A 26,606-nucleotide genomic window follows, 5' to 3' on the forward strand; every position below is an offset into this window, starting at 1 on the left:
TTTTTTCGCCTGCCTTTCTACAATGATTCCAAGAGGAACAGACATGGCTGAAACATCCCCCATCCGCTACAGCTTCGGCGGTGATGAACACCTGTTTGCCGAGGTCAGTGACAGCATGTCCCTGGAAGCCTTTTTCAAAGGCATGGCGGTTACCCGCGCGGTGGAACGCCTGGCACTGGAGGGCGTGCTGGACGTGTGCCTGGCCAATGCGTCGTTCCAGATTCGCTTCGACCCCGACCGTATTGCGCCCCACGTATTGCTCGATGCGGTACAGACCGCCGAAGCCCAGGCCGTGGCCGAACGCACCTTGCACACGCGCATCATCGAAATCCCGGTGCTCTACAACGACCCGTGGACCCACGAAACGCTGATGCGATTTCGCGACCGTCATCAAGACCCCAGCGGCACCGACCTGGAGTACGCCGCGCGTATCAACGGGCTGGCCGACGTGGACGCGTTTATCAACGCCCACAGTGTCACGCCGTGGTTTGTGTCGATGGTGGGATTCGTCGCTGGTCTGCCGTTCATGTTCCAGATGGTTGAGCGCGAGCGGCAGTTGCAGGTGCCCAAATACCTGCGCCCGCGTACCGACACGCCGAAACTCACCCTCGGCCATGGCGGCTGTTTCGGCTGCATCTATTCGGTGCGCGGTGCCGGCGGTTACCAGATGTTCGGCGTGACCCCGGCGCCGATCTACGACCCGGCCCAGCAACTGGCGTACCTCAAGGAACACATGGTGTTCTTCCGCCCCGGCGATATCGTGCAGTTCAAACCCATCGACCGTGAGGCCTACGACCAGGCGGTTGCCGAAGTCGATGCAGGGCGTTTCGACCTGCGCATCCGTCCGGTGGAATTTTCCCTTGACGCCTTTCTCGCTGACCCTATGGGTTATCCGAAATCCCTGCAGGAGGCGCTGGCATGATCAAGGTCCTCAAACCCGGCCTCGCAACCTCCGTGCAGGACCTGGGCCGCGAAGGTTATTACCACCTGGGCATCCCGCCGTCGGGTGCGCTGGATCAATACGCGCTGAGTGCCGCCAACCACCTGGTGGGCAATCCAGTGGGCGCGGCGGGCCTGGAGTGCACGTTGATCGGGCCCGAGCTGGAGTTTCAGCAAGACGCGTTGGTGGCACTCAGCGGTGCCTTGATGTCGCCACGCCTGGACGGTGAAGTGGTGCACCAGGACACCGCCTTTCAGGTGCGTGCCGGGCAGGTCTTGCGCTTTGAGTTTCCCAAGGCGGGCGCGCGCACTTACCTCGCCGTGGCCGGAGGCATTGACGTGCCGCTGGTGCTCGGCAGCCGCTCGACCTACACCCTCGGCGCACTTGGCGGCTTCAACGGACGGCGTTTGCAGGAAGGCGATGAACTGCCCATCGGCGAAGCCGGCGGCGCGGGCCGGGCGGGCAACAGCCTGCCGATGGCACTGCGCCGATCCGTGGGCGGTGATGTGACCCTGCGCGTAGTGCCGGGGCTGTATTACGAACGCCTGACGGAGGCAGCGAAAAGCAGCTTTTTTGCCGAACCCTGGACAGTGGGCTCCGAAGCCGACCGCATCGGCTACCGCTTCAAGGGCGGCAGTGCGTTGAGCTTCCAGCCACGGGAACAGCCGTTCGGCGCAGGGTCGGATCCGTCGAATATCGTCGACAGTTGCTATCCGATCGGTTCGATCCAGGTGCCGGCGGGCCTGGAGCCGATCGTGTTGCACCGCGATGCCGTGTCGGGTGGGGGCTACGCGATGATCGGCACGGTGATCAGTGCCGATCTGGACTTGATCGGGCAGATGCAGCCGAACCAGCGGGCAGGGTTCGTGGCGGTAACACTGGAAGAAGCGTTGGAAGCGCGGCGGGTGTACAAGAAACGCCTGAAGGCCCTGAGTGGACTCTTCATCTCAGCTTGAGAACTTGCGAAAGGCCCAGCGCCCGGCAATCAACGTAAACGTCGCCACCAGCGCTACCAGGATCCAGAAGCCTTCCGGGTCCTGGGAAAGCGGCACACCGCCCACGTTCATGCCGAAAAAACCGGCGATGATGTTGATCGGCAATGCCAGCACCGTCACCACGGTGAGGGTGAACAGGGTGCGGTTGGTCTGCTCGTTGAGGTTGGCCGCGATCTCTTCCTGCAACAACTTGATGCGCTCGCCCAAGGCGGTCAGGTCGTTGATGATCAGCGCAAATTCCTCGGTGGATTTACGCAGTTCCTTCACGTCTTCCTTTTGCAGCCACTGGGGCGGGCGGTTGAGCAGGCGCAGCAGCGAGCCGGGTTCCAGCGCCAGCAGGCGTTGCAGGCGCACCAGCACGCGGCGGGCGGCACCGAGTTCGGCACGGTTGGTGGACACGCGTGAAGACAGCAACTGGTCTTCGATGTGGTCGACGCTGATGCTGGTTTTGCGCACGATCTGGGTCAACACTTCGCCCTGGTCGCGCAGCAGGTGAACGAGCAGTTCGAGCGGCGAGCGAAAGTGTTCACCGGCCTTGACCGACGAGCGCAGCTTATCCACCGAGTGCAAGGGTTGCAGGCGCGCGCTGATCAGCAAGCGGCTGCGGGCGCACACCCACAGCGTGGAAATATCCGACGAGACCATGCTGCTGAAGTTGAACACCACGTCGTTGACCACCGCCAGCAAGGCGGAGTCGACATGTTCGATACGGGTGGAGCGCGAGCCTTCATGCAAGGCCTCGAAAAACTCCTCGGGCAAATCCAGGTGCGACTTCATCCAGCGCTCGCAGGCGGCATGGGCGAGGTTCAGGTGCAACCACAAAAACTCCTCGCCATCCCCCGGTTGCTGCAGGGCCCGCAGTGCGGTTGCGGAGTCAATCTGCTCACCTTTTTCACCAGGACGAAAACGAAAACCGTAGAGCAGGCCAAACAGGTCGGAGTCCTGGTGGCCGTGATCAATGCTGTGGTTCATGGCGGCTCTCAGGCAAAGGGCCTGTAGGAGATTTCACAGGTCGCGTGGCGAATCATTGCAGGACGAAGTGACAGTTTTGTGACAATTTTCTGTTTATTTCTATGTCATGACATTTATTTGACCATTTGTCTGGATACGTTCAAGAAGGCTCTGGCACGGCCGATTCAGGGCGCATGAGTCGCTTGATAACAGGGAAGTTACCGCGTGATTTTCCAAACTCCCTGTATCGAGGCGTTACCCCGATGAATGTGTTGCGAACCTCCCTCAGAGCACAAATCCTGTCGTTGCTCGGTGGCAGTCTGCTGGCGATCTTGTTGATTGCCTTGGCCTGTTTCAATTTCCTGTCCAATGGGGTGCACAGCTATCGCAGTCTGATTGACGGACCGTTGCTCACGTCCCAATTGATCGATGAGGCCAACCTGCAATTCAAGGTGCAGGTGCAAGAGTGGAAAAACGTGCTGCTGCGCGGCAAGCAACCCCAGGACATGCAGAAATACTGGGGCCAGTTCGAAGACCGCCAGCGCGACGTGCAAGGCATCCTCACGCGGCTGGTCACCCAGACCCGCAGCGATCCAAGCCTGAGCCAGCGCATCGACACCTTGCGCCAGGAACACCAGCAACTCGGCGTTGCCTATCAGAAGGGCCGCGATGCCTTCGTGGCCGCGGGTGGCGAAGCTACGGCCGGCGACGCCGCGGTGAAGGGCGTGGACCGAGCCGCCAGCGAGCAGATGAGTGCGCTGGTGAGCGATCTGCGTGAGCAGGGCGCCAAGCAGTCGTTGGCGATCAGTGCCTATGCCGAGCGCACCGTGTTGGCGGGTCTGGCGATCATGGTGGTGTCCGGTGCCTTGATCGGCCTGTTCAGTCTCTGGCTGATCAACCGCAACCTGATCCTGCCGATTCGCGGCTTGATCGATTACGTGACGCAACTGAGCCACGGCCGCTTTGCCGAGCGCGTGGCCAGCCAACGTCAGGATGAACTGGGGCATCTGGCCGCAGCCGCCAATACCCTGCGCGATTTCCTCGCCGAAACCTTCAGCCGCTTGCAACGCAGTGCCACCGATCTGGTCGGTGCCAGCGGCGAGTTGAATGCCATTGCCGGGCAAATGGCGACGGGCACCCATGATCAGTTCAACCGCACCGACCAGGTGGCCACGGCCATGACCGAAATGTCGGCCACGGCCCAGGAAGTCGCGCGCCACGCCGCCAGCGCGTCTCGCGCGGCCGATAAAGCCGACCAATCGGCGCGTCAGGGCGGCGAAGTGATGCAAGTCACCATCGCTACCATCGGCCAGATGCGCAACGAGATCCTCAACACCGGCAGCATCATCCGCCAGTTGGAAACCGACAGCGTGCGCATCGGCAAAGTGCTGGAAGTGATTCGCGGTATCGCCGAGCAGACCAACCTGCTGGCGCTGAATGCCGCCATCGAGGCTGCGCGCGCGGGTGAGGCGGGGCGCGGCTTTGCGGTGGTGGCCGATGAAGTGCGCAGCCTGGCGCAACGCACGGCGGCGTCGATCATCGAGATCAACGGCATCATTGAGGCGGTGCAGACCGGCGCGGTGGGCGCGGCCGAAGCGATCGTGAGCGGGCAGTCGCGCAGTGATGAGAGTGTGGAGAAGGTCGCGCAGGCCGGTGCCATGCTGGCCCATATCACTCAGGCGGTAGAGGCGATTCGCGACATGAACCGCCAGATCGCCACGGCGGCCGAGGAGCAGACGTCGGTGGCGGAAGATATCTCGCGCAACATTACCCAGATTACGACAGTGGCCACGGCCAACCTCGATAACGTCAAGCGCACCGAAGCGGCAAGCCACAACCTGCGTGGGCTGTCGGGTGAGTTGAATGAGGTGACGGCGCGGCTGGGCGCCTGATCAACCGGTTGGCAGGCTGAACGTAAACACGGTGCCGTGCTGTTCGGTCGTGGATACGCTCAGTGCGCCGCCGTGTGCGTCGGCAATCTGCTTGACGATGTACAACCCCAGGCCGAGCCCGGCCTGGGGCGTATCGGTCACCGGCCGCGCGTAGGGCTGAAACAATCGCGGCAGGGCTTGTGCGCTGATCTGCCCGGGGTTTTTCACCGCCAGCGTAAATTGCGACTGCTCAACCCTTGCCGTGACTTCAATCGGGCCCTGGTGACTGCCGTGGTGGATGGCGTTGGCCACCAGGTTGGACAGCAACTGCGCCAGCCGCTCCCGGTCTCCCTTGAGCCCCTGGAGCTCACCGATATCGGCAAGGATCTCGCGGTGCGGGTGCACGCTCTGGACCTCCGACACCACATGTTGCAAGGTGGCCTGCAATCCCTGGCAGTCGCTGATGCTCAGGGGAATGCCGCCACCCATGCGCCCACGGGCGAAATCCAGCACGTCTTCCACCAGTTGCGCCGCACGCCGACCGCTGGCGAGGATATGCCGCACGATTTTGTCAGTGACGGGGTCAGGGTGTTTGCGCAGCAGCCGCTCGGCGCCGAAGTTGATGGCGAACAGTGGGTTGCGCAAATCGTGCCCGAGCACGGCGATGAACTGTTCACGCAATTCAGCGGTGCCGCGTTCTTCCTGCAATTCGGCTTCGGTTTGTTGCAGGCTTTCTTCGGCTTCGATCTGCAGCGACAGCACGCGGGCAAACGACTCCATGGTCGATTGGATGGTGCTGCTGCGCAATTGCGCAGGGGCGGGGTCGAGCGCGCAAATGGTGCCGAAGAAGCGCCCGTCGGTGCGAAAAACGGGGACGGAAATGTAGCTTTCAAACGCGTAGAGGCGCGGCGTGTGGTGGTCGTGGTAAACCGGGTCTTCGCTGGCTTTGTCGATCACCACGGACACATGTGAACCACGGATTTCGTGGCAGAGGGTGGTGGTCAGGTCCAGTTCGCCACCCACACCCAGGCCGAAACCCAGGGTGTCGAGCACGGCGCAGGCGGTCCAGGTGTCTTCCGTTACGCGAGCCACAGCGGCAAAGCGCAGGCCGGTCATGTCACTGATGACCTTGAGCATGGCCGGTACGGCGCTGATTCGACCGATTGTGGCAATGTCGGCGGCTTTTTGCCCCATGTAACGGTCTCTGATCGGGCGCGATGGCGTTATGCCTAGGCTGATGCCTGTGAGTCTAACGGCCTTACGCGATGTGGGTGCAAATAGATTCGGGGTCCCGATGGGTTTTCTGCAGATTGCCGACGAGCGCGCAAAAAAAACGCCACCCTAAGGTGGCGCGGTTTTATTCAGCGAGCACTCAAGTGTCCAGCTTGTCTTCGAGTACGGCACCGGTCTTGGCATCGAGCTTCACTTCGAACTTCTTGCCGGCGGTGTCGGTCAGGTCGACTTCGTAGACCAGGACGCCGCTGTGGTTGTGGTCCAGCTCGGTGTCATTGATGGTGGCGCCAGCGTGTTTGGCCAGGGCGGCAGCGTTGAGCTTTTCAAACGGCATCACCGCGCCGGACTTGAGCAGGCCTTCAATCTGGTCAGGGCGAACATCTGCCTGGGCCAGGCCGGCGGTCAGGGTCAGGGCGGTAGCGGCGAACAAAGCAGTCAGGGTTTTCATCGTGTGTGTCCTTCTCGGTTGAGCTGTTTAAGTGGGATCAGGTTAACCAGCGCAACTTAATTCATCCTTAATGGCACACTGCCTATTCAGTATTTATAGTCGTTCAGCAGGTCCCGCACGCTGGACGACGGCCAGCGCTGATAGAACTTCAACAGTTCGTCAGCACGGTTGGTGAAGATGCCATCGACGCCGGCCTTCATGACTTTGTCGAAATCCACAGGCTCGTCCACGGTGTAGACGTGCACCAGCAGGCCCTTGTCGTGGGTCAGTTGGTTCATCTCGGGTTTGACCAGGTCGGTGTAGCTCTGGTCGCCGTGGTCGGTCAGCTCAGCCGACGGGCCGGTGCCGATGGCGCCGAGGTGTTTGGCTTCATCGACCCACTTTTCGAATTCGGCGGCGTCCTTGGGTTCTTGCTTGGCGTAGTACGCGGCTTTTGTCGGCTCACCGGATTCGGCGAACGTCTGCTTGGACTTGGGCTCGATGCTGCCTTCACCCACCCACAGCAACAGGATTTTCGGGGTGTTGGGCATTTCCTTCTGCAGCTCGACCAGGCTGGATTTTTCAAAGGTTTGCAGCACCACACGACCCTTGCCCTGGCCGACGCCGGTATTGCTCTTGCCCAGCTTGGAGCCGGCCGAACTCAGCCAGCCCTTGTCCAGCAGCTTGTTTTTCAGGTCGGCTTCGATGCCCGGGAATTGCTTGGGCTCTTTGGTCTCGATGTACAAGCCGGGTTTGTGCTGCGGGTTGCCTTCGGCAATCTTGATGATGTCGTCCAGGCTGAGGATTTTCAGGCCGACAAAACCTGGACGCGCACGCTCGGGGTAGGCGGCGTTGAACCAACTGCCGGCGTCGAGGGTTTGCAGCTCTTTCCAGGTGAATTCGTTGGCCGGTGCATCTTTGCGCTCAGGGAACTTGGTGGCCACGTCGGTGGTGCGCTGCAGGTTGTTGTCGTGCAGGGCGAAAAGCACGCCGTCCTTGCTGCGTTGCAAGTCCAGCTCCAGGTAGTCGGCGCCCAGGTCGCGTGCGACTTTGTAGGCGGCGGCGGTGGATTCGGGGGCGTCGTGCGACGCGCCACGGTGGGCGATGACTGCCGGGTACGGAATGCCTGTATTGGTTGCCAGTTCAGCCGGGCTGATCACACCCTCAGCCTGTGCCTGGCCCAGGCCGAGCATCAGGGCGAGCAGCAGGGCACTTTTGGTAAACGTGGCAGGCATAGGCGAAGTCCTTTCGTGGAGGTAACTTTGAGAAGGCCTCCTTTTTAACAATTGATTGCGAAAGGCGCTATCACCAAACCGACATTAACGTGCGCACGGTTCAAATTTCCGCTTTTTTTTAGAAGGCATTGCAGTACTCTTGCGTGAACCTGCCCCGCTAGAGGGCGGTACTTTTTGCCCCGCGTGTAAACCATCTTTCCAGTCCCTGTGGGACTTTTCAGTGAGGTTTACCATGCGCATCACTTCCGAACTTATCTGCCAGGCCGCCGACCACCTCCACGGTTTTGTCGGCCTGAACCGCAAGACCGGCCAGTACATCGTGCGTTTCAGCGAAGACGCGTTCGGCATGGACGTGGCCGATGACGGCATCATCCCCACCGCCGAATTCGTCTGGCTGCCGGCCCCCGAAAACACCATGACGTTGTCCCGCGAACGCCTCCAGTTGCTGCTGGACCAGAACATCGACGAGCGCATCAACATCACGCAGCCGTTGCGGGTGTATATGCGCCGGGTGGAGATCCCGCAGATCAGCGCATTGCGCAGCCTGGTCATTTAAGCCCAGGCCTATTTCAGGCATTTGAAGATCTGAGTGTGGGAGCGGGCCGCATTTCAAGTGTGGAACGTATAGGCCCTTTCGACTTTGCATACGCGTGTCTGGAAGGCTGAGTACCAGAGTGCGCGCCCCTTTTCGCGCACTGCCCGGTGCTCGGCCTGCTGCTTCCAGGCCAGGATCGCCGCTTCACTCTCCCAGTACGACACGGTGATGCCCAGCCCATCCTCCCGCGCCGACTCCACGCCAAGAAAGCCCGGCTGTTCGTGGGCCAGTGCCAGCATGCGGCTGGCGGCTTCGCCGTAGCCATGATCGCCCTCGGTACGCAGCGAGCTGAAGATCACCGCGAAGTAGGGCGGGGCGGGTGTGTTGGCGATCATGCGCGCGCTGCCTGGCAGGCCTTGAGCAGGGCGATCACCAGGGGCGGCGTGATGCCTTCGAGAGCGGCGCGTTCGGGTTGGAACAAGGTGGCGACGAAAAACGGGTGGCCGAGCAGTTCCACCGCGCGCAGGTCCCCCGCTGAATCATGGCCGCCGGCGATCAGGTCGCCCTCCAGCAGCGCGTCGAGGAACTGCGGGTTGATGCCGTAGCGGCAGCGATAACCTTCCTGTACATCCAGGCGGGCGTAGGCCTCGGCGATGCGGGTGTAGGGCACCAGTCGCACCCTGTCGGTCGCTTCCACCAGGGCGCAGCTCAGTGGCGCAATCACGGCGCGTTTGGACCGCGGCGCCAATTCACCGTGTTCGGCGTCCGCCCAGCCCAGCACATTGCGGGCGTACTCAAGAACCGCGTGTTGAAAACCGCCGCAGGTGCCGAGGAAAGGTCGCTGTTGTTCGCGGGCAAACCGGATCGCCTGCACAGCGCCTTCGGTATCGCGGTAGGGGCTGGCGGGTACACACCAGAAACCGTCGAAGCCTTCCAACGGAGTGACGCTGTCGGTGGCGACCCACTGCAGGTCCACCTTCAGTCCCAGCGCCTCGGCGGCGAGTTGCAGCGCAACGGGAATGGCTTGGTGCGCGATCACATCGGGGTTGTAGTCGCCGATCAGGGCGAGGTGCAGCGGGCGGTTGTTCATCGTGTGCATCCCATGGCTTGTGGTGTCCTGGTGCGCACTATAGATTGGCGCTCACGCAATCAATATTGGCGTTTGCCCACATGATCAATGCAGCTGCGCACTATCGGCTCGATTACCCTGACCTGTCTTTGATTCTCGCCCTGGTCCGTGGCGGCACTCTGGCGCGGGCGGCGGCGTTATTGCGGGTGGATGTGTCCACGGTGTTCCGTGCGGTGCGGCGCCTGGAGGCGGCGTTGGGCCAGACGCTGTTTGAAAAAAGCCGCGCCGGTTACCTGCCCACCCACCTGGCGCGCGACCTGTCGCAACAGGCCGAATGTGCCGAACAGGCGCTGGAGGCGGCACGCATTGGCGTGGAGCAGGGCGGTGAAGTGATCAGCGGCACGGTACGCCTGACCTGTTCCGATTCGGTCTTGCATGGCTTGCTGCTACCGGCCCTGGCGCAGTTCATGCCGCAGTACCCGGCGCTGTCGCTGGAGCTGAACACCTCGAATGATTTTGCCAACCTCAGCCGCCGCGACGCGGACATTGCCTTGCGCCTCACCAGGACACCGCCCGAACACCTGGTAGGACGTTGCCTGGGCAAGGTGGCATATCACGTGTGTGCCAGCCCCGGTTTTGCGCATCAGCATGCGCGGCGCGACCTGGCCGAGCAGCCTTGGATCGCCCCGGATGACTTTATGCCCGATCATCCGACGGTGGTCTGGCGCCGCGAGCAGTTGCCGGGCGTTCGACCCGCGTATCGTTGCAACAGCATGTTGTCGGTCACCGAGTTGGTGCGCGCCGGACTGGGTGTGGCGGCGTTGCCGGATTTTCTGCTGGATGACGATCTGCGCCCGCTGGGCCCGGCGTTGACCGGGCATGACACGGCGCTGTGGCTGCTCACACGCCCCGACTGTCGAGCCTTGCGCTCGGTGGTGACGTTGTTCGATGAGTTGGCGCGGCATGTGAGCCTGAACACCACACCCACCTAGACGAGGGAGTACACAGGATGTTCAAGCGGATTGGGCAACCAGCTCCTCGCTGACACTGACCCGGTTGCGCCCGGTGTCCTTGGCGGCATACAGGGCCCGATCGGCGGCATTGAGCCACGAGGCGGCATCAATGTAGGACGGTTGGAACTCTGCCAGGCCGATGCTCAGGCTCACGCGTAGTTCAGGAAACTGCGGGTTGCGGTAATTGCTGAACGTTTCGCGCATGCGCTCCATTACCCGGGCGGCTTGTTGTAGGGGCATTTGCGGAAGAATCACACAAAATTCATCGCCGCCGTAACGCCCGGCCAGGTCGTTTTCCCGCAAGTTACGTCGCAACTCCAAGCTCAATTGGCGCAGTACCGCGTCCCCGACGATATGGCCGTGTGAGTCATTGATCTGCTTGAAATGATCGATATCGATCAGTGCGATGGTCGCGTGCCCTTGTTGCTGCGTGCACTTGAGGAACTTGAGTTGCAGCAAGTCCTTCCACGACCCGTGGTTGAGCAAGCCGGTGAGGCTGTCGATACGGCTCAAGGCACTGAGGGCGCGTTTGTGTTCCGAGAGCTTGATCGCCAGTTGGTAGCAAACCATGCCGATGGCCATCGGGTAGAGCGTCAGCATGGGCAGGCACGCGTACACCTGGGTCAGGCTCACGGAAGGGTTGAACTGCAGCCCGAACAACATACCGGCCACGGCGATACCCAGCAGTTGGGCCAAGGCGCCTCGCACCAGCAGGCGCGTGCCACCGGCTGCCACATTGTTCATCGACACCATCGACAGCAACGTCACGGTGGCCAGCGGTGTAAATTGCAGCGTCGCCGCCCAGAAACCGCTGAACAGCGCGTCATACACCAGGTTGCGGCGTTCAGCGTCGTAAGGGAATGTGGAGCGGGTTGCCAGTTGATACGCCAGGTGTGGCCAGACCAATCCATTGACCAACAACAATGCCCAGACCCACACAGGAATTCCTAGCGGATAGAGAGCCGCAATCACACTGATGGCGCACATTGCCGTGCCGATGATCCTGGGCCTGTAGATGCGCCTGGCAAACGAAAGCCCTTTGCCTTGTCTGTTTTCCATAGATTCCTGGGTCAGCTCTATTCTGCCGATGCGACGACACACGTTCACGCGGAATCAGCCGTTGATCGGATAATGCCGGTGAATATTGTCAGTGATTCCCGGAGGAATAATCAGTGTCCTTCGAGGCCATTTGCGCAAATAAGAGGGCGAATGCGTCAAAAGCGACCTGAAATGTCGTCCCTGAAATAGCCTTCAGGGTCTGGCAGCGGGGCTGACTTCGTAACCGGCAAGAAAAAGGTCGATGGCTGACTCAATCACGCTGGCCTGGACGGCGGCGTCAAGGATGGGTTGGCCAAGGGTAATCTGCGGCCAGAATGCAAACGCCTTGAGCATGCCCTGGATCTGATGGGCGGCAAATGCCGGGTCCTTGCAAGCCAGGCGGCCGTCTTCCTGGGCGGCGCGGATCCACTGGGTAAAGCCTTCTTCACGCTGGCTCAGACGGGTGACCATGTCTTGGGCGCGCGCGGGTGAGTGGATCGTGGCAGCGATAGCGACGCGGGCCAGGTCAAGAAAGTTGGCGTCTGCCATCATCTTCATTTTCGCTTCCAGCAAGCCACGCAGTTGTTCGCGCAGCGGACGGTCGCTGGCGTAGCTCACATCCAGTTGGGCGACGGTGCTGGCCCATAGCTGATGGAGGATTTCGGCGAATAGCTCTTCTTTACTGGGAAAATGGTTGTACACCGTGCGTTTGGAAACACCGGCGGTGGCGGCGATCTTGTCCATGCTCGTGACCTCGAAACCGTTATCGCGAAACTCGGCGATGGCGGCCGCCACGATGGCTTCTCGCTTGCGGTCAGTGAGGCGTTGAGGGATGGTCATAGGTGACGCTCGGCGAATGAAGGGAAATTACACTCGGTAGTTTACTTGCTCCGGCTTTTGTTGCAATCTAGAAACTACACTGTGCAGTGTAACTAATGCGCGTTACGCAGGAGTCTTCCATCATGGCCATCCTTTCATCCCGTCCCGATTCCTCGTCTGCCGCGCGTTCCCCGGCCGAGCAGGACAAGGCGCATTTCAACAACGAAGTCCCCGTGCAGCACGGCGGCCTCGGCAAGACCCTGCGTATTTTCTGGAACATGGCGTTCAACAAACCACGCAACACGCGGCCGGTGGGGCAGATACCGGTGCAGCCCCTGACCCGCGAGCTCCTGCTGGCGGCCCCCGATCACAGCGTGTTTCGCCTCGGGCATTCAACGGTGCTGCTGAAGATGCGTGGCAAATTCTGGGTGACCGACCCGGTGTTCGCCGAGCGTGCATCACCGTTCAGTTGGGCCGGCCCCAAGCGCTTTCACCAGCCGCCCATCAGCCTTGATGAGCTGCCGCCGCTGGAGGCGGTGATCCTTTCCCACAACCACTACGACCATCTCGATCGCAAGGCTGTGGTCGAATTGGCCGCCAAGACCCGTTATTTCCTGGCCCCGCTGGGGGTGGGGGACCTGCTGATCAAGTGGGGGGTGCAGGCCGACAAAGTGCGGCAGCTGGATTGGTGGCAGGGCACTGAGGTCGAAGGCATTCGCTTTGTGGCAACGCCGGCGCAGCATTTTTCCGGGCGTGGCCTGTTTGATGGCAACCAGACGCTCTGGTGCTCGTGGGTCATGATCGACGCGGCACGGCGGATTTTTTTCAGCGGCGACACCGGTTACTTCGACGGTTTCAAACGCATCGGCGAACAGTTCGGTCCGTTTGACCTGACCTTGATGGAGACGGGCGCCTACAACGTCGATTGGCCCCACGTGCACATGCAGCCGGAGCAAACGCTGCAGGCGCATATCGACCTCAAGGGCCGCTGGCTGTTGCCGATTCACAACGGCACTTTCGACCTGGCCTTCCATGCCTGGCACGAACCCTTCGACCGCATCATGGCGCTGGCGTGGGAGCGCAATGTGTCGATCACCACGCCGCAGATGGGGCAGGCTTTCAGTCTTGATCAGCCTGAGCGGGGGCATGCGTGGTGGCTGGAGTTGGAAACCCGTGGCGCGCAGCAGTCGTTGGGCTGAAATCACCAGACTGGAAAAAAGGAGTTTTCAAGGTGTTTCGGCACTGCGACAGCGGCCTGACGACGGTGCGATGATCTGCGGAATGTGTTCGTTGCGCGGAGCGTTTCGGTGAAAGACAACTGTGAGATTAATTGGCCGGGCGGCATTGTCTGGCGATCGCTACCGGCGGGCTTTGTGGAGGCCGCATCACCTGCGCCGCCGAGTGACAGGGCCAGCTCGGGCGCTATCACGTTTGAAGTCGGCGCTGTAGCCGCGGTCCACGTCGAGGGCTGCATCCCCATCCCCGGCTACGACGCGCCAGCGCTTCCCCTGAAACCCGTGCGTGATGCGGCGTTGTCGCTGATCGCCCTGAGTGGTGTCGACCCTTCGACGCCGGTCATGGTGGAAGTGCCGCTTGTGCAGGACAGTATCAACTACCTGAAGCCGCAGACGCTTGCTGGCTATCGTATCGGGTTCGCGGATCGGTATCAGGCCGGATCGGACTTCGCACCCGTCGAACACAGCGCTGCGTTCCTTCGCGTGTTGGGCTTACTGTGCCAGGCTGGGGCGCAGTTGGTGCCTGTCAGTGCGCAGCGCAGGGACGAGCATTTTCATTTCAATGTGCAGTCGTACAATGAAATCGATCACCTGGTGGTTAGGCATGGCCTGGATGCCCTGGTCTCCGATAGCCACAGTCGTGCCTTTCACGCTGCTTGCGAAAACGGATATCCCAGCCACTGCGAAGTGCTTGAGGGCGGGATGAGACTCTGGATCTACGGTAGCCGGGGGGCGCATAAGCGTCTGAAGGTAATCGTGCAAACCTGCCAGCGACTTTTCGCTGCGCCGACGGTGGCGCAGCCTGCATCAAGCGGTTGAACGATCGTGCACCGCCACAGGATTTACGGTGCTCACCAGTCTGCGTCTGGCCGCTACACCCCATTGGGTTGAGGGGTGGGTGCGTCAGCATTTGCATTGGCTGAGCCCAGCAAGCGCGAGAGAATCCCCTGTGCTGCGGGTTCGCTCGTGGTGGCGTCAAACCGACGCACACTCATCCCCCAGCCCGGTGCAAAACCCGGGAAAAACACCAGCCCTTCAGCTTCAAGCCGAAACGCCAGGGCCAGGCGGGTTTCATCCCCCACATCACCTTGATGTTCAAAGTGCTGAACCGCCTCCACCGCCACACTGGCCTGACGAGCCAGCTCTTCGCGGCTCCAACCCAGCATCGCGCGAGCCTGCACGCTGTGCTTGGCGGTGAATTGGTGCAGGACGATCTGCTGTTCTACATAAGAGCTCATTGCCAGAGAGGACATGGGGTTTCTCCAGGATTCGACGGGGAAGACAAACTATACTGTGTTTTTGTACAGTTGTTTTGACCGCTCATCAACTGAATGTTTAACGACCCACTATTCCACCCCCGGCGCTTCCCGAATAATCAGGTGATCGAGGTTCTCGATATTCGCGCTGAACACCCCAAACGTCTGCTCGGGATTCTTCTTGCTCGGCACCTGTTTCAGCTCCGGCGTCACTCCGTAGAAGAAGCAGTACAACGCCTGCTCACTGTCCACCGCCGCCTTGATCTGCTCGAGAAATGCCGTGCGTTTGCGATAGTTCTCGATGAGTTTTTTACCCAGGTAGACGTTGACCGAGTAGGGCTTCTTGTCGAGCCACACCTTTTTTTCAAAGTCGATGCGCAAGCTGCTGGTGTAGTCCTTGATCGCCTTGATCCTGCCCCAGTAGATCAAGCCCTTGTTGTCTTGCAGGTACTCGATCTTCTTGAAAAACGACCAGTAGGTCGCCGTGTGATCACCGATCTTCAACGGCATGGACTTGAGCTTGTCCTTGTCGTCGATGTTGGACACGTAGCATTCCACCGGGTGGGCGAACACGCTGGTTTTATCCGGGGTGCTGTCGTGTGTGGCGTGGGACGTGCTGCTGCCATGCGAAGGTGCTTTCGCAGAGGCTTGTGGGGCATTGCCTTCGGTGCCCGCAAGCGATGCCTTGCGCTCGTAGTGACGGCGGGTGAGTACGAATTCCGATGGGAAATGATCTTCGCGTTCGTCTTCACCGTCACCGGCCGCCGTCTTGTGGGCGCTGCCGTACCGGCATCCCACGATGTGCCGCGTGCTGACTTTGTTCTTGAAGTGCGGCGTGCGCTGATAGTTGATGTTTTTCGCATTGAACGTACCCAGCGCATTACCCGAATCGAACGCCGCACGGCATTCATCGTTGGGGCACAGGAAACGGTCCTTGTCGGAATCGAAATCGGCGGTTTCGTCGAAATTCAGGTCTCGGACATCGTAGATCGACAATTTTTCGTCGAGACTCAGGCAGTAGGCCGTGTCGAATTTCATGGGGCTCGGGTTCGTGAGAAGTTTCGCTATTAATAGCGGGATCCCGCGTAAATATCAGCAAGAACCTGCAACACGTCGCCCGCTCAAGAAGCACAGCGTTCCACCGACCGCTGTCAGCGCCCCCAACGCATAGAACATGCTGGCCGGCGCCGCATTGATCAGCAGATAGCCGCAAATCACCGGGCTCATTGCCCCTCCAAACGCGGCCAGGTTCTGTGCGCCGTAGTAACTGCCGCGTAGCGCATCGGGCGCGATGGTGTCGATAAACAGGAACTCGGAAGGGTAGATGATCATTTCGCCGAGGGTAAATATGAACATCGCCAGGCACCAGGTGACCAGGCTGTCCGCAAGGCTGAAACCGATCAGGCCGGCAATGAACAGCAGTGTGCCGAGCACGATCCAGTAGCGCAGTTGCTCGCGCTTGAGAAAGCGGCCGATCTGGTACTGCATCAGAATTACGGTAATGGCATTGCACGCCAGCACCGCAGACAGAATCTTCAAGGCCTCGGCGGGCGTGTAGGCCACCAGCAAAAACTGCGACAGGTACAGGGTGTAGCGCCCATGCACAATGGTGCTCAGCAAGCTGCCGCTGGTGAACAGGATCAGTGTACGGTCGCTGCGCAACGTGCGCAGGGTGGTGAGAAAACTCAAAGGCTTGTTGCTGTCGTCCCGTTGGGTGGGCGGGATGCCGATCATCAGGAACAGGCTGCCAAAGGCGATCGCACTGGCAATCAGGAACGGTGCCAGTTGCATGTGGCCGGCGATCACCACACCGACCATCGGCCCCGTGGCGTAGCCGACATTGGTGAGGGTGTAGCGCAGGGAAAACACCTTGGCACGTTCGCCCACGGGCAGGTTTTCGCTGATGATGGCTTTTGAGCCAATCAGGAACAGCGCCGACGCCGCTTCCGTGATAACCAGGGTCAGGGTGGTGAGGTAGAGGTTGCTGGCAAACGTCAGCAACAGAAAACCGATGGAGCTGGAGAGCATAGCCAGGATCAGCAGCTTGCGCTTTTCCAGGCGGTCGATGATGTAGCCGCCGTACAGGCCCAGCAATGTTGCGATAAAGACAGCGATGCCCATCAGCAGGCCGATGTCCTGCTGGTTCAGGCCCAGTCGGGTACTCAGCAACAGGACCAGCAACGGGCTGGTCATGGCGCGGCTGACCACGATGGTCACCGAGCAGATCATCAGGCGGCGGATTACCAGGGAGTAGGTGGCCACGGTGGGGCGGGTGTCCTTGTCATTTGTCTTGGGCAACACAAGTCCAAGGTGGGAGGGGGCAAGCCCCCTCCCACATTTTCAGACCGAATTACTGGCCGGAATTGATGGTGATTTTTTCTACGGCACCTTGCTCCAGATCCCACTTCTTCAGGATCTTGCCGTAGGTGCCGTCATCAATCATGCCCTGCAACGCTTCACTGATCGCCGTGACCAGTTCCGTGTTGCTCTTTTCAATCCCAAGCCCCGTGAACTGCTTGGAAATCGCCAGGCCGACAGGCTTGTACTTGCCTTTATCCAGCGACATCAAATAAGGAATGGTTTCGCTGCCTTGCATCGCGGCATCCAGACGATTCTGCTGCAATTGCGCCCGCGCATCCGCCGAGCCTTCGGTGCCGATCACCACAATCGCCGGCTTACCCGCCGCTTCGCAGTTTTCCTTGCTCCACGCGGCAATTTCCGACGGCCAGGTGGTACGACGGCTGGTGCCGACTTTTTTACCGCACAGGTCAGTCAATTCCTTGAGGTCTTCACGCTTGGCCAGGGTGTACAACTGCGGGCCGCTGGTGAAGTAGTCGACGAAGGTCACGGATTTCTGGCGTTCAGCGGTGTCGGTCATGCCCGACAGCACGATGTCCACACGCTTGGTCGTCAGGCCGCTGAGCATCTGCTCGAAGCCGGTTTCCTGCCATTTGATCTTCACGCCCAGGCGCTCGGCCAGGGCGTTGCCCAGGTCGAAGTCAAGGCCGGTGAGTTTGTTGGTGGCCGGGTCCTTGAAATCCATCGGCGGATAGTTAGGCACAATGGCCGCGCTGATTTCGCCCTTGTCCTTGATTGCCGCCGGCAATGCCGCGAAAACAGCGGAGGAGGCCATCAGGCCTGCGAGCAACGTTGGGATAAACAATTTTTTCATGGGGGCGTTCTCGTTTGTTTTTTAGTTAAGTGCGAACGGCAGAAATAAAGCTTTGGGTACGCGGGTTTTGTGGGCTTATTAGAATGTCTTCGGGGCTGCCGGCTTCCACAATCTGGCCGGCATCCATAAACACCATGCGGTTGGAGACTTCGCGGGCGAAGCCCAATTCATGGGTGACCACGATCATGGTCATGCCGGTGGTGGCCAAATCGCGCATCACCGACAGCACTTCGCCGACCAGCTCCGGGTCGAGGGCTGACGTGGGCTCGTCAAACAGCATCAGCTTGGGACGCATCGCCAATGCACGGGCAATCGCCACGCGCTGTTGCTGCCCGCCGGACAATTCCACCGGGTAGGCATTGCGCTTGTCCGCCAGGCCGACGCGGGCCAGCAGTTCCAGCGCATCTTCGATGGCTTCCTTGGGCGAGCGCTTGAGCACCTGGCACGGGCCTTCGATGATGTTCTGCAACACGGTCATGTGCGGGAACAGATTGAAGCGCTGGAACACCATGCCGGTTGCCAGGCGCTGGCGGGCAATCTGCGACTCGTTCATCTCATGCAGCTTGTTGCCGACGACGCGGTAACCCACCAGTTCGCCGTCGACCCACAGGCCGCCCTTGTCGATTTTTTCCAGCTGGTTGACGCAACGCAGCAGGGTGCTTTTACCGGAGCCCGACGGGCCGATGATGCACATTACTTCGCCTTGCTCGACCTCGATATTGATGTCACGCAGCGCGTGATACTCGTCGTAATATTTGTTCAGGTTGACGGCCTTGACGATGCTTCTCATGGGGCAAATCTCCTCAACCCAGACTTACGAACGCTTGCCGGCGCCGCGGGCAAAACGACGCTCGAGGCGGCTTTGACCAAATGAAAGTACAGTCACCACCGCCAGGTACCAGATGCCGGCCACGATCAGCAGCTCCATGACCCGCGCGTTGGCGTAGTAGATGTTTTGCGCGTTGTGCAGCAGCTCCGAGTACTGGATCACGCTGGCCAGGCTGGTCATTTTCACCATGCTGATGAACTCGTTGCCTACGGGCGGAATGATCACGCGCATCGCCTGCGGAAGAATGACCCTGCGTAGTGCCTGCAGGCTCGGCATGCCGATGGACTTGGCGGCTTCGTACTGGCCGGTATCCACGGACAGCAAACCGGCGCGCACCACCTCGGCGGTGTAGGCGCCCTGGTTGATGCTGAGGCCGAGCAGGGCGGCCACGAACGGGGTCATCAGGTCGACGGTGTCAATGCTGAACAGGCCGGGAATCGCGATCACCGGGAAGATCAACGCCAGGTTGAACCACAACAGCAGTTGCAGAATCAGCGGCGTGCCGCGGAACAGCCAGGTGTAGGTGATGGCCACGTAGCGCAGGATCGGGTTGGCCGACATGCGCATGATCGCCGTGATCACCCCGATGACCACGCCCAGCGCCATCGCCAGGATCGACATGACGATGGTGTTCACCAAGCCCCAGAGGATGGCCTCGGACGTGAGGAACTGACCGATGTAGGACCATTCGATCTGGCCATTGGCGAATGCACGCAACAGCGCGGCCAACACGATCACGATCAAGGTGGCAAAAAACATCCGCCCGTAATAACGACGCGGTACGTGCTCGTATTGCGTGATATCGAACTGGTTCTCGGACAACTTGCGCTCTATTTCCAAGCGCTCGGCCGGGGTTTGGTTCATGGTGAATCTCCAAAACTTACAACGCTCTAACTACAGTACGCGGTCCAAATGTGGGAGCTGGCTTGCCTGCGAAGACGCCAGCCCAAACACCGCAGATTTAAATCCGGAACCCCTGATAACTCGCTGCCCACTGCTGTTGAGCCACTAATGCGGACTTCAACCGCCCAATCTGCTCCCGAACCCGCTCCGGCGCTGTCCCACCCCACCCACTGCGCGCCGCAATCGCCGCTTCCAGGGTCAAGCAGTCGCGCACTTCTGGTGTGAGTCGTGCATCCACCTCCGCCAACATCGCCGGTGAGGCTTCCCACAATTCAATCTCATGCTTCTCACAGGCCTGCACCAAGGCGCCGGTAATCTCATGGGCCTCTTTGAACGGCACACCACGGGTCGCCAACCAGTCCGCCACCTCAGTCGCCAAGGTAAAGCCCATCGGCGCCTGACGCCGCAGCTCTTCGACCTGCACGTTCATGGTCGCGACCATCCCAGCCATTGCCGGCAACACCAGCAGCAACGTGTCCACGCTGTCCAACACACTGTGCTTGTCTTCACTCAAATCGCGGTTGTACGACAGCGGCAACGACTTTAGCGTGGACATCAACCCGGTCAGGTTGCCAATCAAGCGCCCAGCCTTGCCTCGCGCCAGTTCGGCAATGTCCGGATTCTTCTTCTGCGGCATGATCGAGCTGCCGGTAGCGTAGGCATCGTCCAGCACCACCCAGCGAAATTGGCGCGACGACCATAGGCAAAACTCTTCCGACAGCCGCGAAATATTCACCCCGAGCATGCCTGCCACAAACAGGAACTCCGCCACATGGTCACGGCTGGCGACGGCATCGATGGAGTTTTCGCACGGCCCGGTATAGCCCATTTCCTTGGCGGAATGTTCTGGCTGGCGCGCAATCGCAGAGCCGGCCATGGCTGCCGCACCCAATGGCGACAGCGCCGTACGCGCATCCCAATCCACCAAACGCTGCACATCCCGCAACATCGACTGGGCATGGGCCAGCAAGTGATGAGCGAACACAATCGGTTGTGCCTGCTGCAAGTGGGTGAAGCCTGGGCAAATGCTCTCGATATGCTGCTCTGCCTAATTCACCAGCGCCTGCTGCAAACCCAGCACTTCAGTGGCGATGGTGCGCGCATGGTCCCGTAGGAAAAGGCGCAGGTCATTGGCGGTCTGGTCGTTCCGCGAGCGCCCGGCGCGCAATTTGCCGCCCAGGGCGCCGAGGCGCTCGGTCAATACGCGTTCGATGAAGGTGTGCACGTCCTCGTCGTCCAGGGTGGGGTGCAGAGTGCCGGCAGCGAAATCTGCACCGATACCGTCCAAGGCTTCAAGGGTGCGCAAGGTCTCCGACTCATCCAGCAAACCCGCGCGCTGCAACTCACGGGCATGGGCACGGGAGCCGGCCAGGTCGTAGGGCGTCAGGCGGAAATAGCGCTCAGGGCAACGCGATAACGCGGCCAGTGCAGCAGACGGACCGGTCTTGAAACGAGCGCCCCAAAGGCGGTCGGTGGACTGGGACATGGATGTTCCTCACGCTTGTTTTTAGAAGAGTCGGAGGCAGTAAAAATAAGGTTTCAACTAAACTGAACCAGCGTCTGACGCGCCGTATTCAAGGTTGCCAAGGGCGGATGTTTATGTTCATTATCGCCGCCTGGCTATGTTCAAGGACTGGGTTCAAGCCTGTTGAATATGGCACTTGAGGTCAACGCGTATTATGGAAACTCCACTTTCCACTTCTGGAAACCTGCCGCCAACACCTGGCACAAGACCACCCCTGCAACTGAGCGGGCTGGACTTCAAATTGCTGCGTGTGTTCATGGCCGTGGTCGAAGCGGGCGGCTTCAGCGCCGCGCAAAACGAACTGAACGTGGGCCTGGCGGCGATCAGCAAACAAATCTCCGACCTCGAGATTCGCATCGGCATGCGCCTGTGCACACGGGGCAGGGAAGGGTTCGGCCTGACCGAAGAAGGCAAGTTGGTGTACCAAGCCTCCATCGAGTTATTTACCTCGGTGGACAGTTTTCGCGACAAGCTTAGTTCGGCGCAGAACGAGCTTATTGGGGACCTTAGTGTGGGGGTTATTGATAACACCGTATCCGACGTTAACTCCCCGCTCATTGCCGCGTTGGGGAAATTACATAGCGAATCACCCAAGATTAGATTGCGCTTACATGCCTCACAGTTGGACGAAGTTGAGCGCGGCGTTGTGGAAGGCCGCCTGATCGTCGGCATCGTGCCGGTGTACCAGCGCCGCGAAGAATTCGACTACTTCCCGCTCTACGAAGAAAAAGCCCACGCTTATTGCGCCGTAGGACACCCGCTGTTCAAGGCGAGTGAAATCACACCGGAAGTACTGCGCCAATACGAAGTGGTCAACCATCGGTACGCGATCCACCGCGACAAGGCCAACTTCGTCAACTACGACAGCCAGTCCGCCTCGGCCTCACAAGTGGAAGCCGTCGCGATCCTGATCCTCACCGGTCGGTTCCTCGGATTTCTACCGGAACACTACGCCACGCCATTGGTAAGAGAAGGGCGCCTACGCGTACTGTGCCCGGAACAGGTCCACCTGAGCACGGCATTCAACCTGATCCTGCGCCACAACGCCCCGCGCAGCCCAATGGTAAAAGCCTTCGCGACAGCGCTGGGCGTAGACCTCAAAGCCACGACATAACACTCAAGCCGAACACCGTCCCTCCGAGCGACAGAGGTCAACTGTGGGAGCTGTCGAGCCCCAGCGAGGCTGCGAAGGGATCGACTCGGTCTCCTGACGGCACCTCAACTCGGATCGCTGCCCTTTAGGTTGTTATCGTTTTCAAATGAAATAGCTGATTTGTTAGCAAATTTAAGGGCGCATTAGCGTTTTCGTACTCGCAAAATTATCGTTTTCGCCTACTATTCTCCAATAGTTATCGTTTTTTAGCGTTCGTTAGGGGATTCGACCATGCAGGTAGGCTTCAAGGCACTCGCTGACCGCTACCGTATAGCGCTTGCTCAGCCACTACGCGTCGAATCGGTAATCGGTACGACCCGCATGAGCCGCGAGAGCAATGGACATGTCGCGCGTAAGTACCCCCTCAGCTACCAACCCTCGGACGACTTTGCAGGGCATTTCGAGTTCGGGCTCAAGTACGAAGAAATTCACCTCGAATTCTTCGCTCGCCTATTTGCTGCGGCCGGCCCTGGCCCCGTCGAAGCCTGGTGCCGGCAAACGCCCTTTGGTCAATATGCCCGCCGGACCGGATTCCTTTACGAGTGGTTAACGGGACTGCACCTTGATGTGCCAGATGTCACCAACGGCGGCTACGTCGATGCCGTTTCATCACAGCGTTACCTGACCCGCGTTGAGTCTCTGCGGGTACGCCGCTGGCGCATCAACGATAATCTGCCCGGAGTGCCTGCGCTCTGTCCCTTGATTCGTCGCACTGAAGCCGTGCAGGAAGCGCTGCAATTTGATCTGGGGGCGTCACTGCTGCAGCTGAACCAGGCCTTTGGCGCTGATATCCTGATGCGCACGGCAAGTTGGCTGACGTTCAAGGAGTCGCGTGCCAGCTTTTTGATCGAGAGAGAGGCAGACAAAGCCGACAGGATCCAGCGGTTTGCCCACGTGATCGCCAAGTACTGTGGGCACATCGACAATCCGTTGAGTAATGAAAGCCTGCACACCTTGCAAGCCGGTATCTTAGGGGAAGAGGCGCTCGGGCTGGGCCTACGGCACTCACCGGTCTTCGTGGGGCAGGCCACCCTGCGCGAGGACATCGTGCACTACATTGCGCCGCAATTTGAGGTGCTGACGCAACTGCTTGATGGCTTGAAAGCATTCGAGTTGGCAACACGGGGCGCTGAGCCGCTGGCCCGGGCAGCTGTAATCGCTTTCGCTTTTATCTATATCCACCCCATGCGAGACGGCAATGGTCGGATCCATCGCTTTCTGATCAACGATACCTTGATCCGTGATAAGGCGGTGCCTGATGGCGTAATCCTGCCAGTGTCGGCCACAATCACAAGCTCGATTGATTTCCGGGCGCGTTACGATCGTACGCTTGAGGCATTTTCGCGGCCATTCATGCAACGCTACGCTGGCTCCTATCGATTTGGAGAACTTGGAGTCTACGAGGACGGAACCCGCAGCAATCTGGTCTTCGATGACTACGACGATGCGCAATTCGCGTGGCGCTACCCCGACTTGACCGAACAAGTCTTGTATACGGCACAGGTAGTGGCGCACACGGTTCGTATAGAGATGGCTGATGAAGCGCGTGTGTTGGTCATCTTTCAGCGCGCCCAGGAACGGCTAAAAGAAGTGCTGGAAATGCCTGATCAGGACGCAAACCGAGTCATTCGCTCGTTAAAGGAAAATGGCTGGCAGGTATCGGGGAAATTAAAGAAGGCTTATCCGCAGCTGGAAGTGATTCACCTAGCCGAACGGGTTGTGGAAGCGGTGCGATCCGCATTTGAAGATCAAGAATTGGGAAGCGGTGACGATTGATCGGAGTGGGCCATCCGCGCACTAGCACCCCATGATAGTGCGCGACCCTCGGTGCTCATCCGCTCAAGTGTGGGAGCTGTCGAGCCCCAGCGAGGCTGCAAAGGAATTACCCGCTAACCCCACCCACCCGCATCACCGCTGCAACCGAACCCGCTTCTTCTTCGCATGAAAATGCCGAAAATGTGCATCCTGCGCCGCCGCCAGCAACTCCCGATCCCCACGCGTATCGCCCCAGGCCCGCAGCCGATATTCCCCCAGGTCTCCATACACCGCCTCAAGCCTGAGCACCTTGTTCTCACAGCGGCAGTTATTCCCGGTGAGCTTACCGGTCAGCACCCCATCGACCACCTCAAGCTCAGTCCCGATCAACTTGATCCCCAGCCGATTGGCAAACGGCTGCAACACCAACGCCGGCGACGCCGAACACAACGTCACCTCCGCCCCGGAACCCAATTCCTGCTCCACCGACAGCACGCCTGCCGGCCGCATCAACCGCGCCCAGTTTTTCTGGCAATACTCCTCAGCCTTCTGCTGCACCCACGCCTTCTCCACCCCGGTCATGAAGGTGCGGATCAACTGCGCCTTCAACTCATCCCGGCTGATCCGCTGCAGCAAAAAGCGCAGCCCAGGTACGGCCAGCTTGACCATCCGGCCATAAAACTCACCGGGGCCAAAGGCAAACTTGAGGAAGGGTACGAAACTGTCGTGGTGGGTCAGCGTGCCGTCGAAGTCAAAGACGGAAAGTACTTTGGCGTCAGCGGGGCCGGCTTCAAGCATGTCTGGGTTCACGGGTTGGCCTCGGTCCTATCGGGTATTTTTTGAGTGTGCATCAGGTGTGACAGCAGGAGTTTACTCGCGTGCCAATCTTCCGATCTTGGCGTAAAGCCCTGCGGTGAAGGCATCCCGGTCACTCGACCGGTGACAACGCTGATGGCAGTTGGGGCACAAGGCTACAGCATTGGTGATGCGATCCGAACCCTTCTGGGCTAGGTGCTTGACGTGATGTACTTCAAGAAATGGCTGGCCGTTGTCTAGGTTGAACGGCGCATCTAGGCCACAACCTTCACAAATACCCGCCGCCTGCTGACGCACCCAAGCACGTACTTCCGGATCGCGGACGTAGGATGTGCTGGTTGTACTGACCTGTTGCGGCTTGGTGATGCCTTCGGGCCTAGTCTTGATGGGTTTGCTTTGCAGCTTTGCCGCGCGCTGTTCCAATAACGCTTCATCAAAAGTGGGGGCGTTGTCTTGAGATTCAACGATGCCGCGTTGTTCAAGCATTCGACGAATACGAGAGACGATTCCCGAGCCGACATTATTTGCAGCTGTGTAACCCGCAATTGGCGTTTGATTCAGCGTTTCAAATACAGCAGAAATATTGCGCATGCGGTAGTCGACCGACGCCAAGGATCGAGCGCTTAGAGCGCTTTCGCGCAGCAGCTCGTGTTCAGCTTTCTTGTTAAGCTGCTGGCCGAGACTTTCCAATTTCAACATTTTCAGGTAGCCATCGACGGACGCTTCAAGCTCCTGATCGCTCCATCCGGTGTTACTTTTTTTTGTATCCATACAGCCGCCGAGAGTAGAAAACCCTCGGACGATACTGAGTAGCCATTATTGAGTCTACGAAATTTCCTACACTCCCGCAGGAGTTGGCTGTCGCTTGCTTTGGTGGATTCGCTGCTTCATTCGGAAACCCTGAATGAGCTTTCTCCACTACGAAGCCCCTGCGCTTCACTTCGATAGATTCGCCTCACCAATAAATACGGCATATCCCGAAGCCGAATCCAGCCTTCATCCTGCCAATGCAGAAGGTTTAATGACATCTCCGGCCAATCCAACATGCTTAACAACGGCTGCTCTACTGCTCTTGGCTGGTGCTCGTCGCGCAATGTCGGAATAACTTCATGAGTGAGCCAATTTCGTAGCCGTCTGTTCTCTGGCGCGTAGTGATAGACCAGCAGCGCATAGGCGCCGGACTCGCTGATCATCAACATTTCTTCCGGTTGACCGTGGTACAGCAATCGCAGGGTGTGTTTCTGATCCTCGTCGAGCTTACGAGTCGTCCGTTCATCCAGGTAGTGGCCCATCAAACGTCCAAAATCGCGCGCGTAGAACCATGCTTGGTTTTCTATAAGAAGGGCGTGGAGTTGAAGAGAGTGACGCGTAAAAACGATGGCAATCAAGGGCTCAGGCGTGGCTGCCTTTTTGGCAGCCGGCAAGTTGAGCAGATATTGGCTAGGAATTTCCTATGACCTCTACGTGATTTTCGGAAGGGCAAAAGCCCAACGTAGAGACGGATTAAGAAACTCCAACTGGCTTGCCTCAAGACATACGCACCGCCTGACGGAGGTCGGATGGATGTTAAACTGTGTGATTGAGACAAACATCTACGTTGGGCGTTTCTTAGGCCCCGGCGGACGATGCTATTCAATGACTAAAACCCGATCAACCGTGCAACGGATGATCTATGCGTAAGACCGATCCGATCGAGACAAACGCGCATAAAAAAAGCCCTGAACGAGTCAGGGCTTCTTGAGGTGACTTGGCGCTGGAATCAATCCCAGCTCAACGCGCCACCGGTCTGATACTCGATCACGCGGGTCTCAAAGAAGTTTTTCTCTTTCTTCAAGT

Annotated in this window: 27 protein-coding genes and 1 pseudogene; 9 read left to right on the plus strand and 19 right to left on the minus strand. The window is 59.4% G+C overall.

Going from position 1 to position 26,606, the window contains the following annotated elements:
- Positions 1 to 43: 43 nt before the first annotated feature.
- Positions 44 to 922, plus strand: coding sequence for an allophanate hydrolase subunit 1 (locus CQ041_RS19000; protein ID WP_105523932.1), 879 nt, complete (start codon positions 44 to 46; stop codon positions 920 to 922).
- A complete protein-coding gene (locus CQ041_RS19005; RefSeq protein ID WP_105523931.1) occupies positions 919 to 1,896 on the plus strand; it encodes a biotin-dependent carboxyltransferase family protein in 978 nt (325 codons plus the stop codon). Before CQ041_RS19000 ends, CQ041_RS19005 begins: the two co-directional genes overlap by 4 nt.
- Here CQ041_RS19005 and CQ041_RS19010 read toward each other — a convergent pair.
- Complete coding sequence (locus CQ041_RS19010) at positions 1,888 to 2,907, minus strand: transporter (RefSeq protein ID WP_105523930.1); 1,020 nt, start codon at positions 2,905 to 2,907, stop codon at positions 1,888 to 1,890. The two genes, CQ041_RS19005 and CQ041_RS19010, sit on opposite strands and share 9 nt — an antisense overlap.
- 242 nt (positions 2,908 to 3,149) lie before the next feature.
- On the opposite strand from CQ041_RS19010, the gene CQ041_RS19015 reads away from it, so the two are divergent.
- Complete coding sequence (locus tag CQ041_RS19015) at positions 3,150 to 4,778, plus strand: methyl-accepting chemotaxis protein (protein WP_105523929.1); 1,629 nt, start codon at positions 3,150 to 3,152, stop codon at positions 4,776 to 4,778.
- On the opposite strand, the gene CQ041_RS19020 is transcribed toward CQ041_RS19015, so the two are convergent.
- From CQ041_RS19020 to CQ041_RS19030, 3 genes are all read right to left on the minus strand, one after another.
- On the minus strand, positions 4,779 to 5,951 hold the full coding sequence (locus CQ041_RS19020) for a GAF domain-containing sensor histidine kinase (RefSeq protein ID WP_105523928.1): 1,173 nt from the start codon (positions 5,949 to 5,951) through the stop codon (positions 4,779 to 4,781).
- A 178-nt stretch (positions 5,952 to 6,129) separates the two neighbouring features.
- Entirely contained in the window at positions 6,130 to 6,438 is a 309-nt protein-coding gene (locus tag CQ041_RS19025) for a PepSY domain-containing protein (RefSeq protein ID WP_105523927.1), read from the minus strand.
- A gap of 86 nt (positions 6,439 to 6,524) precedes the next feature.
- Positions 6,525 to 7,652, minus strand: a complete 1,128-nt coding sequence (locus CQ041_RS19030) for a glycerophosphodiester phosphodiesterase family protein (protein WP_105523926.1) — start codon at positions 7,650 to 7,652, stop codon at positions 6,525 to 6,527.
- A 232-nt stretch (positions 7,653 to 7,884) separates the two neighbouring features.
- On the opposite strand from CQ041_RS19030, the gene CQ041_RS19035 reads away from it, so the two are divergent.
- Positions 7,885 to 8,208 carry a DUF2025 family protein gene (locus CQ041_RS19035; RefSeq protein ID WP_105523925.1) on the plus strand — a complete coding sequence of 108 codons (324 nt, stop codon included), beginning with the start codon at positions 7,885 to 7,887 and terminating at the stop codon, positions 8,206 to 8,208.
- Positions 8,209 to 8,261: 53 nt separating this feature from the next.
- Here CQ041_RS19035 and CQ041_RS19040 read toward each other — a convergent pair whose 3' ends face one another.
- Together CQ041_RS19040 and CQ041_RS19045 are read right to left on the minus strand one after the other, a co-directional pair.
- A complete protein-coding gene (locus CQ041_RS19040) occupies positions 8,262 to 8,582 on the minus strand; it encodes an antibiotic biosynthesis monooxygenase (RefSeq protein WP_105523924.1) in 321 nt (106 codons plus the stop codon).
- Positions 8,579 to 9,277, minus strand: coding sequence for a CTP synthase (locus tag CQ041_RS19045; RefSeq protein WP_177429402.1), 699 nt, complete (start codon positions 9,275 to 9,277; stop codon positions 8,579 to 8,581). The genes CQ041_RS19040 and CQ041_RS19045 overlap by 4 nt, the downstream gene beginning before the upstream one ends.
- Positions 9,278 to 9,357: 80 nt before the next feature.
- Here CQ041_RS19045 and CQ041_RS19050 point away from each other — a divergent pair, with 80 nt between their 5' ends.
- Positions 9,358 to 10,248, plus strand: a complete 891-nt coding sequence (locus tag CQ041_RS19050; RefSeq protein WP_105523922.1) for a LysR family transcriptional regulator — start codon at positions 9,358 to 9,360, stop codon at positions 10,246 to 10,248.
- Between the two features lie 21 nt (positions 10,249 to 10,269).
- On the opposite strand, the gene CQ041_RS19055 is transcribed toward CQ041_RS19050, so the two are convergent.
- On the minus strand, positions 10,270 to 11,328 hold the full coding sequence (locus tag CQ041_RS19055; protein ID WP_105523921.1) for a diguanylate cyclase: 1,059 nt from the start codon (positions 11,326 to 11,328) through the stop codon (positions 10,270 to 10,272).
- A gap of 192 nt (positions 11,329 to 11,520) precedes the next feature.
- Positions 11,521 to 12,147: a TetR/AcrR family transcriptional regulator gene (locus CQ041_RS19060; protein WP_105523920.1), complete on the minus strand. Its 627-nt coding sequence runs from the start codon at positions 12,145 to 12,147 to the stop codon at positions 11,521 to 11,523.
- Between the two features lie 122 nt (positions 12,148 to 12,269).
- Here CQ041_RS19060 and CQ041_RS19065 point away from each other — a divergent pair, with 122 nt between their 5' ends.
- Both CQ041_RS19065 and CQ041_RS19070 read left to right on the plus strand, forming a co-directional pair.
- Positions 12,270 to 13,325 carry an MBL fold metallo-hydrolase gene (locus CQ041_RS19065; protein ID WP_105523919.1) on the plus strand — a complete coding sequence of 352 codons (1,056 nt, stop codon included), beginning with the start codon at positions 12,270 to 12,272 and terminating at the stop codon, positions 13,323 to 13,325.
- A 108-nt stretch (positions 13,326 to 13,433) separates the two neighbouring features.
- Positions 13,434 to 14,180 carry a hypothetical protein gene (locus CQ041_RS19070; RefSeq protein WP_105523918.1) on the plus strand — a complete coding sequence of 249 codons (747 nt, stop codon included), beginning with the start codon at positions 13,434 to 13,436 and terminating at the stop codon, positions 14,178 to 14,180.
- Between the two features lie 53 nt (positions 14,181 to 14,233).
- Here CQ041_RS19070 and CQ041_RS19075 read toward each other — a convergent pair whose 3' ends face one another.
- The 7 genes and pseudogenes from CQ041_RS19075 to argH all read right to left on the minus strand — a co-directional run bounded on the left by CQ041_RS19075 (position 14,234) and on the right by argH (position 21,007).
- Complete coding sequence (locus CQ041_RS19075) at positions 14,234 to 14,614, minus strand: helix-turn-helix transcriptional regulator (protein WP_105523917.1); 381 nt, start codon at positions 14,612 to 14,614, stop codon at positions 14,234 to 14,236.
- 93 nt (positions 14,615 to 14,707) lie between these two features.
- Entirely contained in the window at positions 14,708 to 15,655 is a 948-nt protein-coding gene (locus CQ041_RS19080) for a hypothetical protein (protein ID WP_105523916.1), read from the minus strand.
- Between the two features lie 54 nt (positions 15,656 to 15,709).
- The gene (locus CQ041_RS19085; RefSeq protein WP_105524039.1) at positions 15,710 to 16,879 is read right to left on the minus strand and encodes an MFS transporter; all 1,170 of its coding nucleotides are present in this window, start codon (positions 16,877 to 16,879) and stop codon (positions 15,710 to 15,712) included.
- 88 nt (positions 16,880 to 16,967) lie between these two features.
- Positions 16,968 to 17,789, minus strand: coding sequence for an ABC transporter substrate-binding protein (locus CQ041_RS19090; RefSeq protein WP_105523915.1), 822 nt, complete (start codon positions 17,787 to 17,789; stop codon positions 16,968 to 16,970).
- 25 nt (positions 17,790 to 17,814) lie between these two features.
- Positions 17,815 to 18,579 carry an amino acid ABC transporter ATP-binding protein gene (locus tag CQ041_RS19095; protein WP_105523914.1) on the minus strand — a complete coding sequence of 255 codons (765 nt, stop codon included), beginning with the start codon at positions 18,577 to 18,579 and terminating at the stop codon, positions 17,815 to 17,817.
- A 24-nt stretch (positions 18,580 to 18,603) separates the two neighbouring features.
- Positions 18,604 to 19,482, minus strand: coding sequence for an amino acid ABC transporter permease (locus CQ041_RS19100; protein ID WP_105523913.1), 879 nt, complete (start codon positions 19,480 to 19,482; stop codon positions 18,604 to 18,606).
- A gap of 97 nt (positions 19,483 to 19,579) precedes the next feature.
- Positions 19,580 to 21,007, minus strand: a pseudogene (gene argH / locus CQ041_RS19105) (argininosuccinate lyase).
- 193 nt (positions 21,008 to 21,200) lie between these two features.
- On the opposite strand from argH, the gene CQ041_RS19110 reads away from it, so the two are divergent.
- A complete protein-coding gene (locus CQ041_RS19110; RefSeq protein ID WP_105523912.1) occupies positions 21,201 to 22,160 on the plus strand; it encodes a LysR family transcriptional regulator in 960 nt (319 codons plus the stop codon).
- A gap of 270 nt (positions 22,161 to 22,430) precedes the next feature.
- The gene (locus CQ041_RS19115) at positions 22,431 to 23,975 is read left to right on the plus strand and encodes a Fic family protein (protein WP_105523911.1); all 1,545 of its coding nucleotides are present in this window, start codon (positions 22,431 to 22,433) and stop codon (positions 23,973 to 23,975) included.
- Between the two features lie 132 nt (positions 23,976 to 24,107).
- Here the strand turns inward: CQ041_RS19115 and CQ041_RS19120 are convergent, their stop codons facing one another.
- The 4 genes from CQ041_RS19120 to CQ041_RS26610 all read right to left on the minus strand — a co-directional run.
- On the minus strand, positions 24,108 to 24,752 hold the full coding sequence (locus CQ041_RS19120) for an HAD-IB family hydrolase (RefSeq protein WP_105523910.1): 645 nt from the start codon (positions 24,750 to 24,752) through the stop codon (positions 24,108 to 24,110).
- Positions 24,753 to 24,824: 72 nt separating this feature from the next.
- Entirely contained in the window at positions 24,825 to 25,541 is a 717-nt protein-coding gene (locus CQ041_RS19125) for an HNH endonuclease (RefSeq protein WP_105523909.1), read from the minus strand.
- Positions 25,542 to 25,657: 116 nt separating this feature from the next.
- On the minus strand, positions 25,658 to 26,158 hold the full coding sequence (locus CQ041_RS19130) for a Bro-N domain-containing protein (protein ID WP_240995271.1): 501 nt from the start codon (positions 26,156 to 26,158) through the stop codon (positions 25,658 to 25,660).
- A gap of 371 nt (positions 26,159 to 26,529) precedes the next feature.
- Positions 26,530 to 26,606 (minus strand): hypothetical protein (locus tag CQ041_RS26610; RefSeq protein ID WP_223820631.1); only part of this gene is annotated, 77 nt, incomplete at its 5' end.

The sequence above is a fragment of the Pseudomonas sp. MYb60 genome (assembly GCF_002979555.1).
GTDB lineage: Bacteria > Pseudomonadota > Gammaproteobacteria > Pseudomonadales > Pseudomonadaceae > Aquipseudomonas.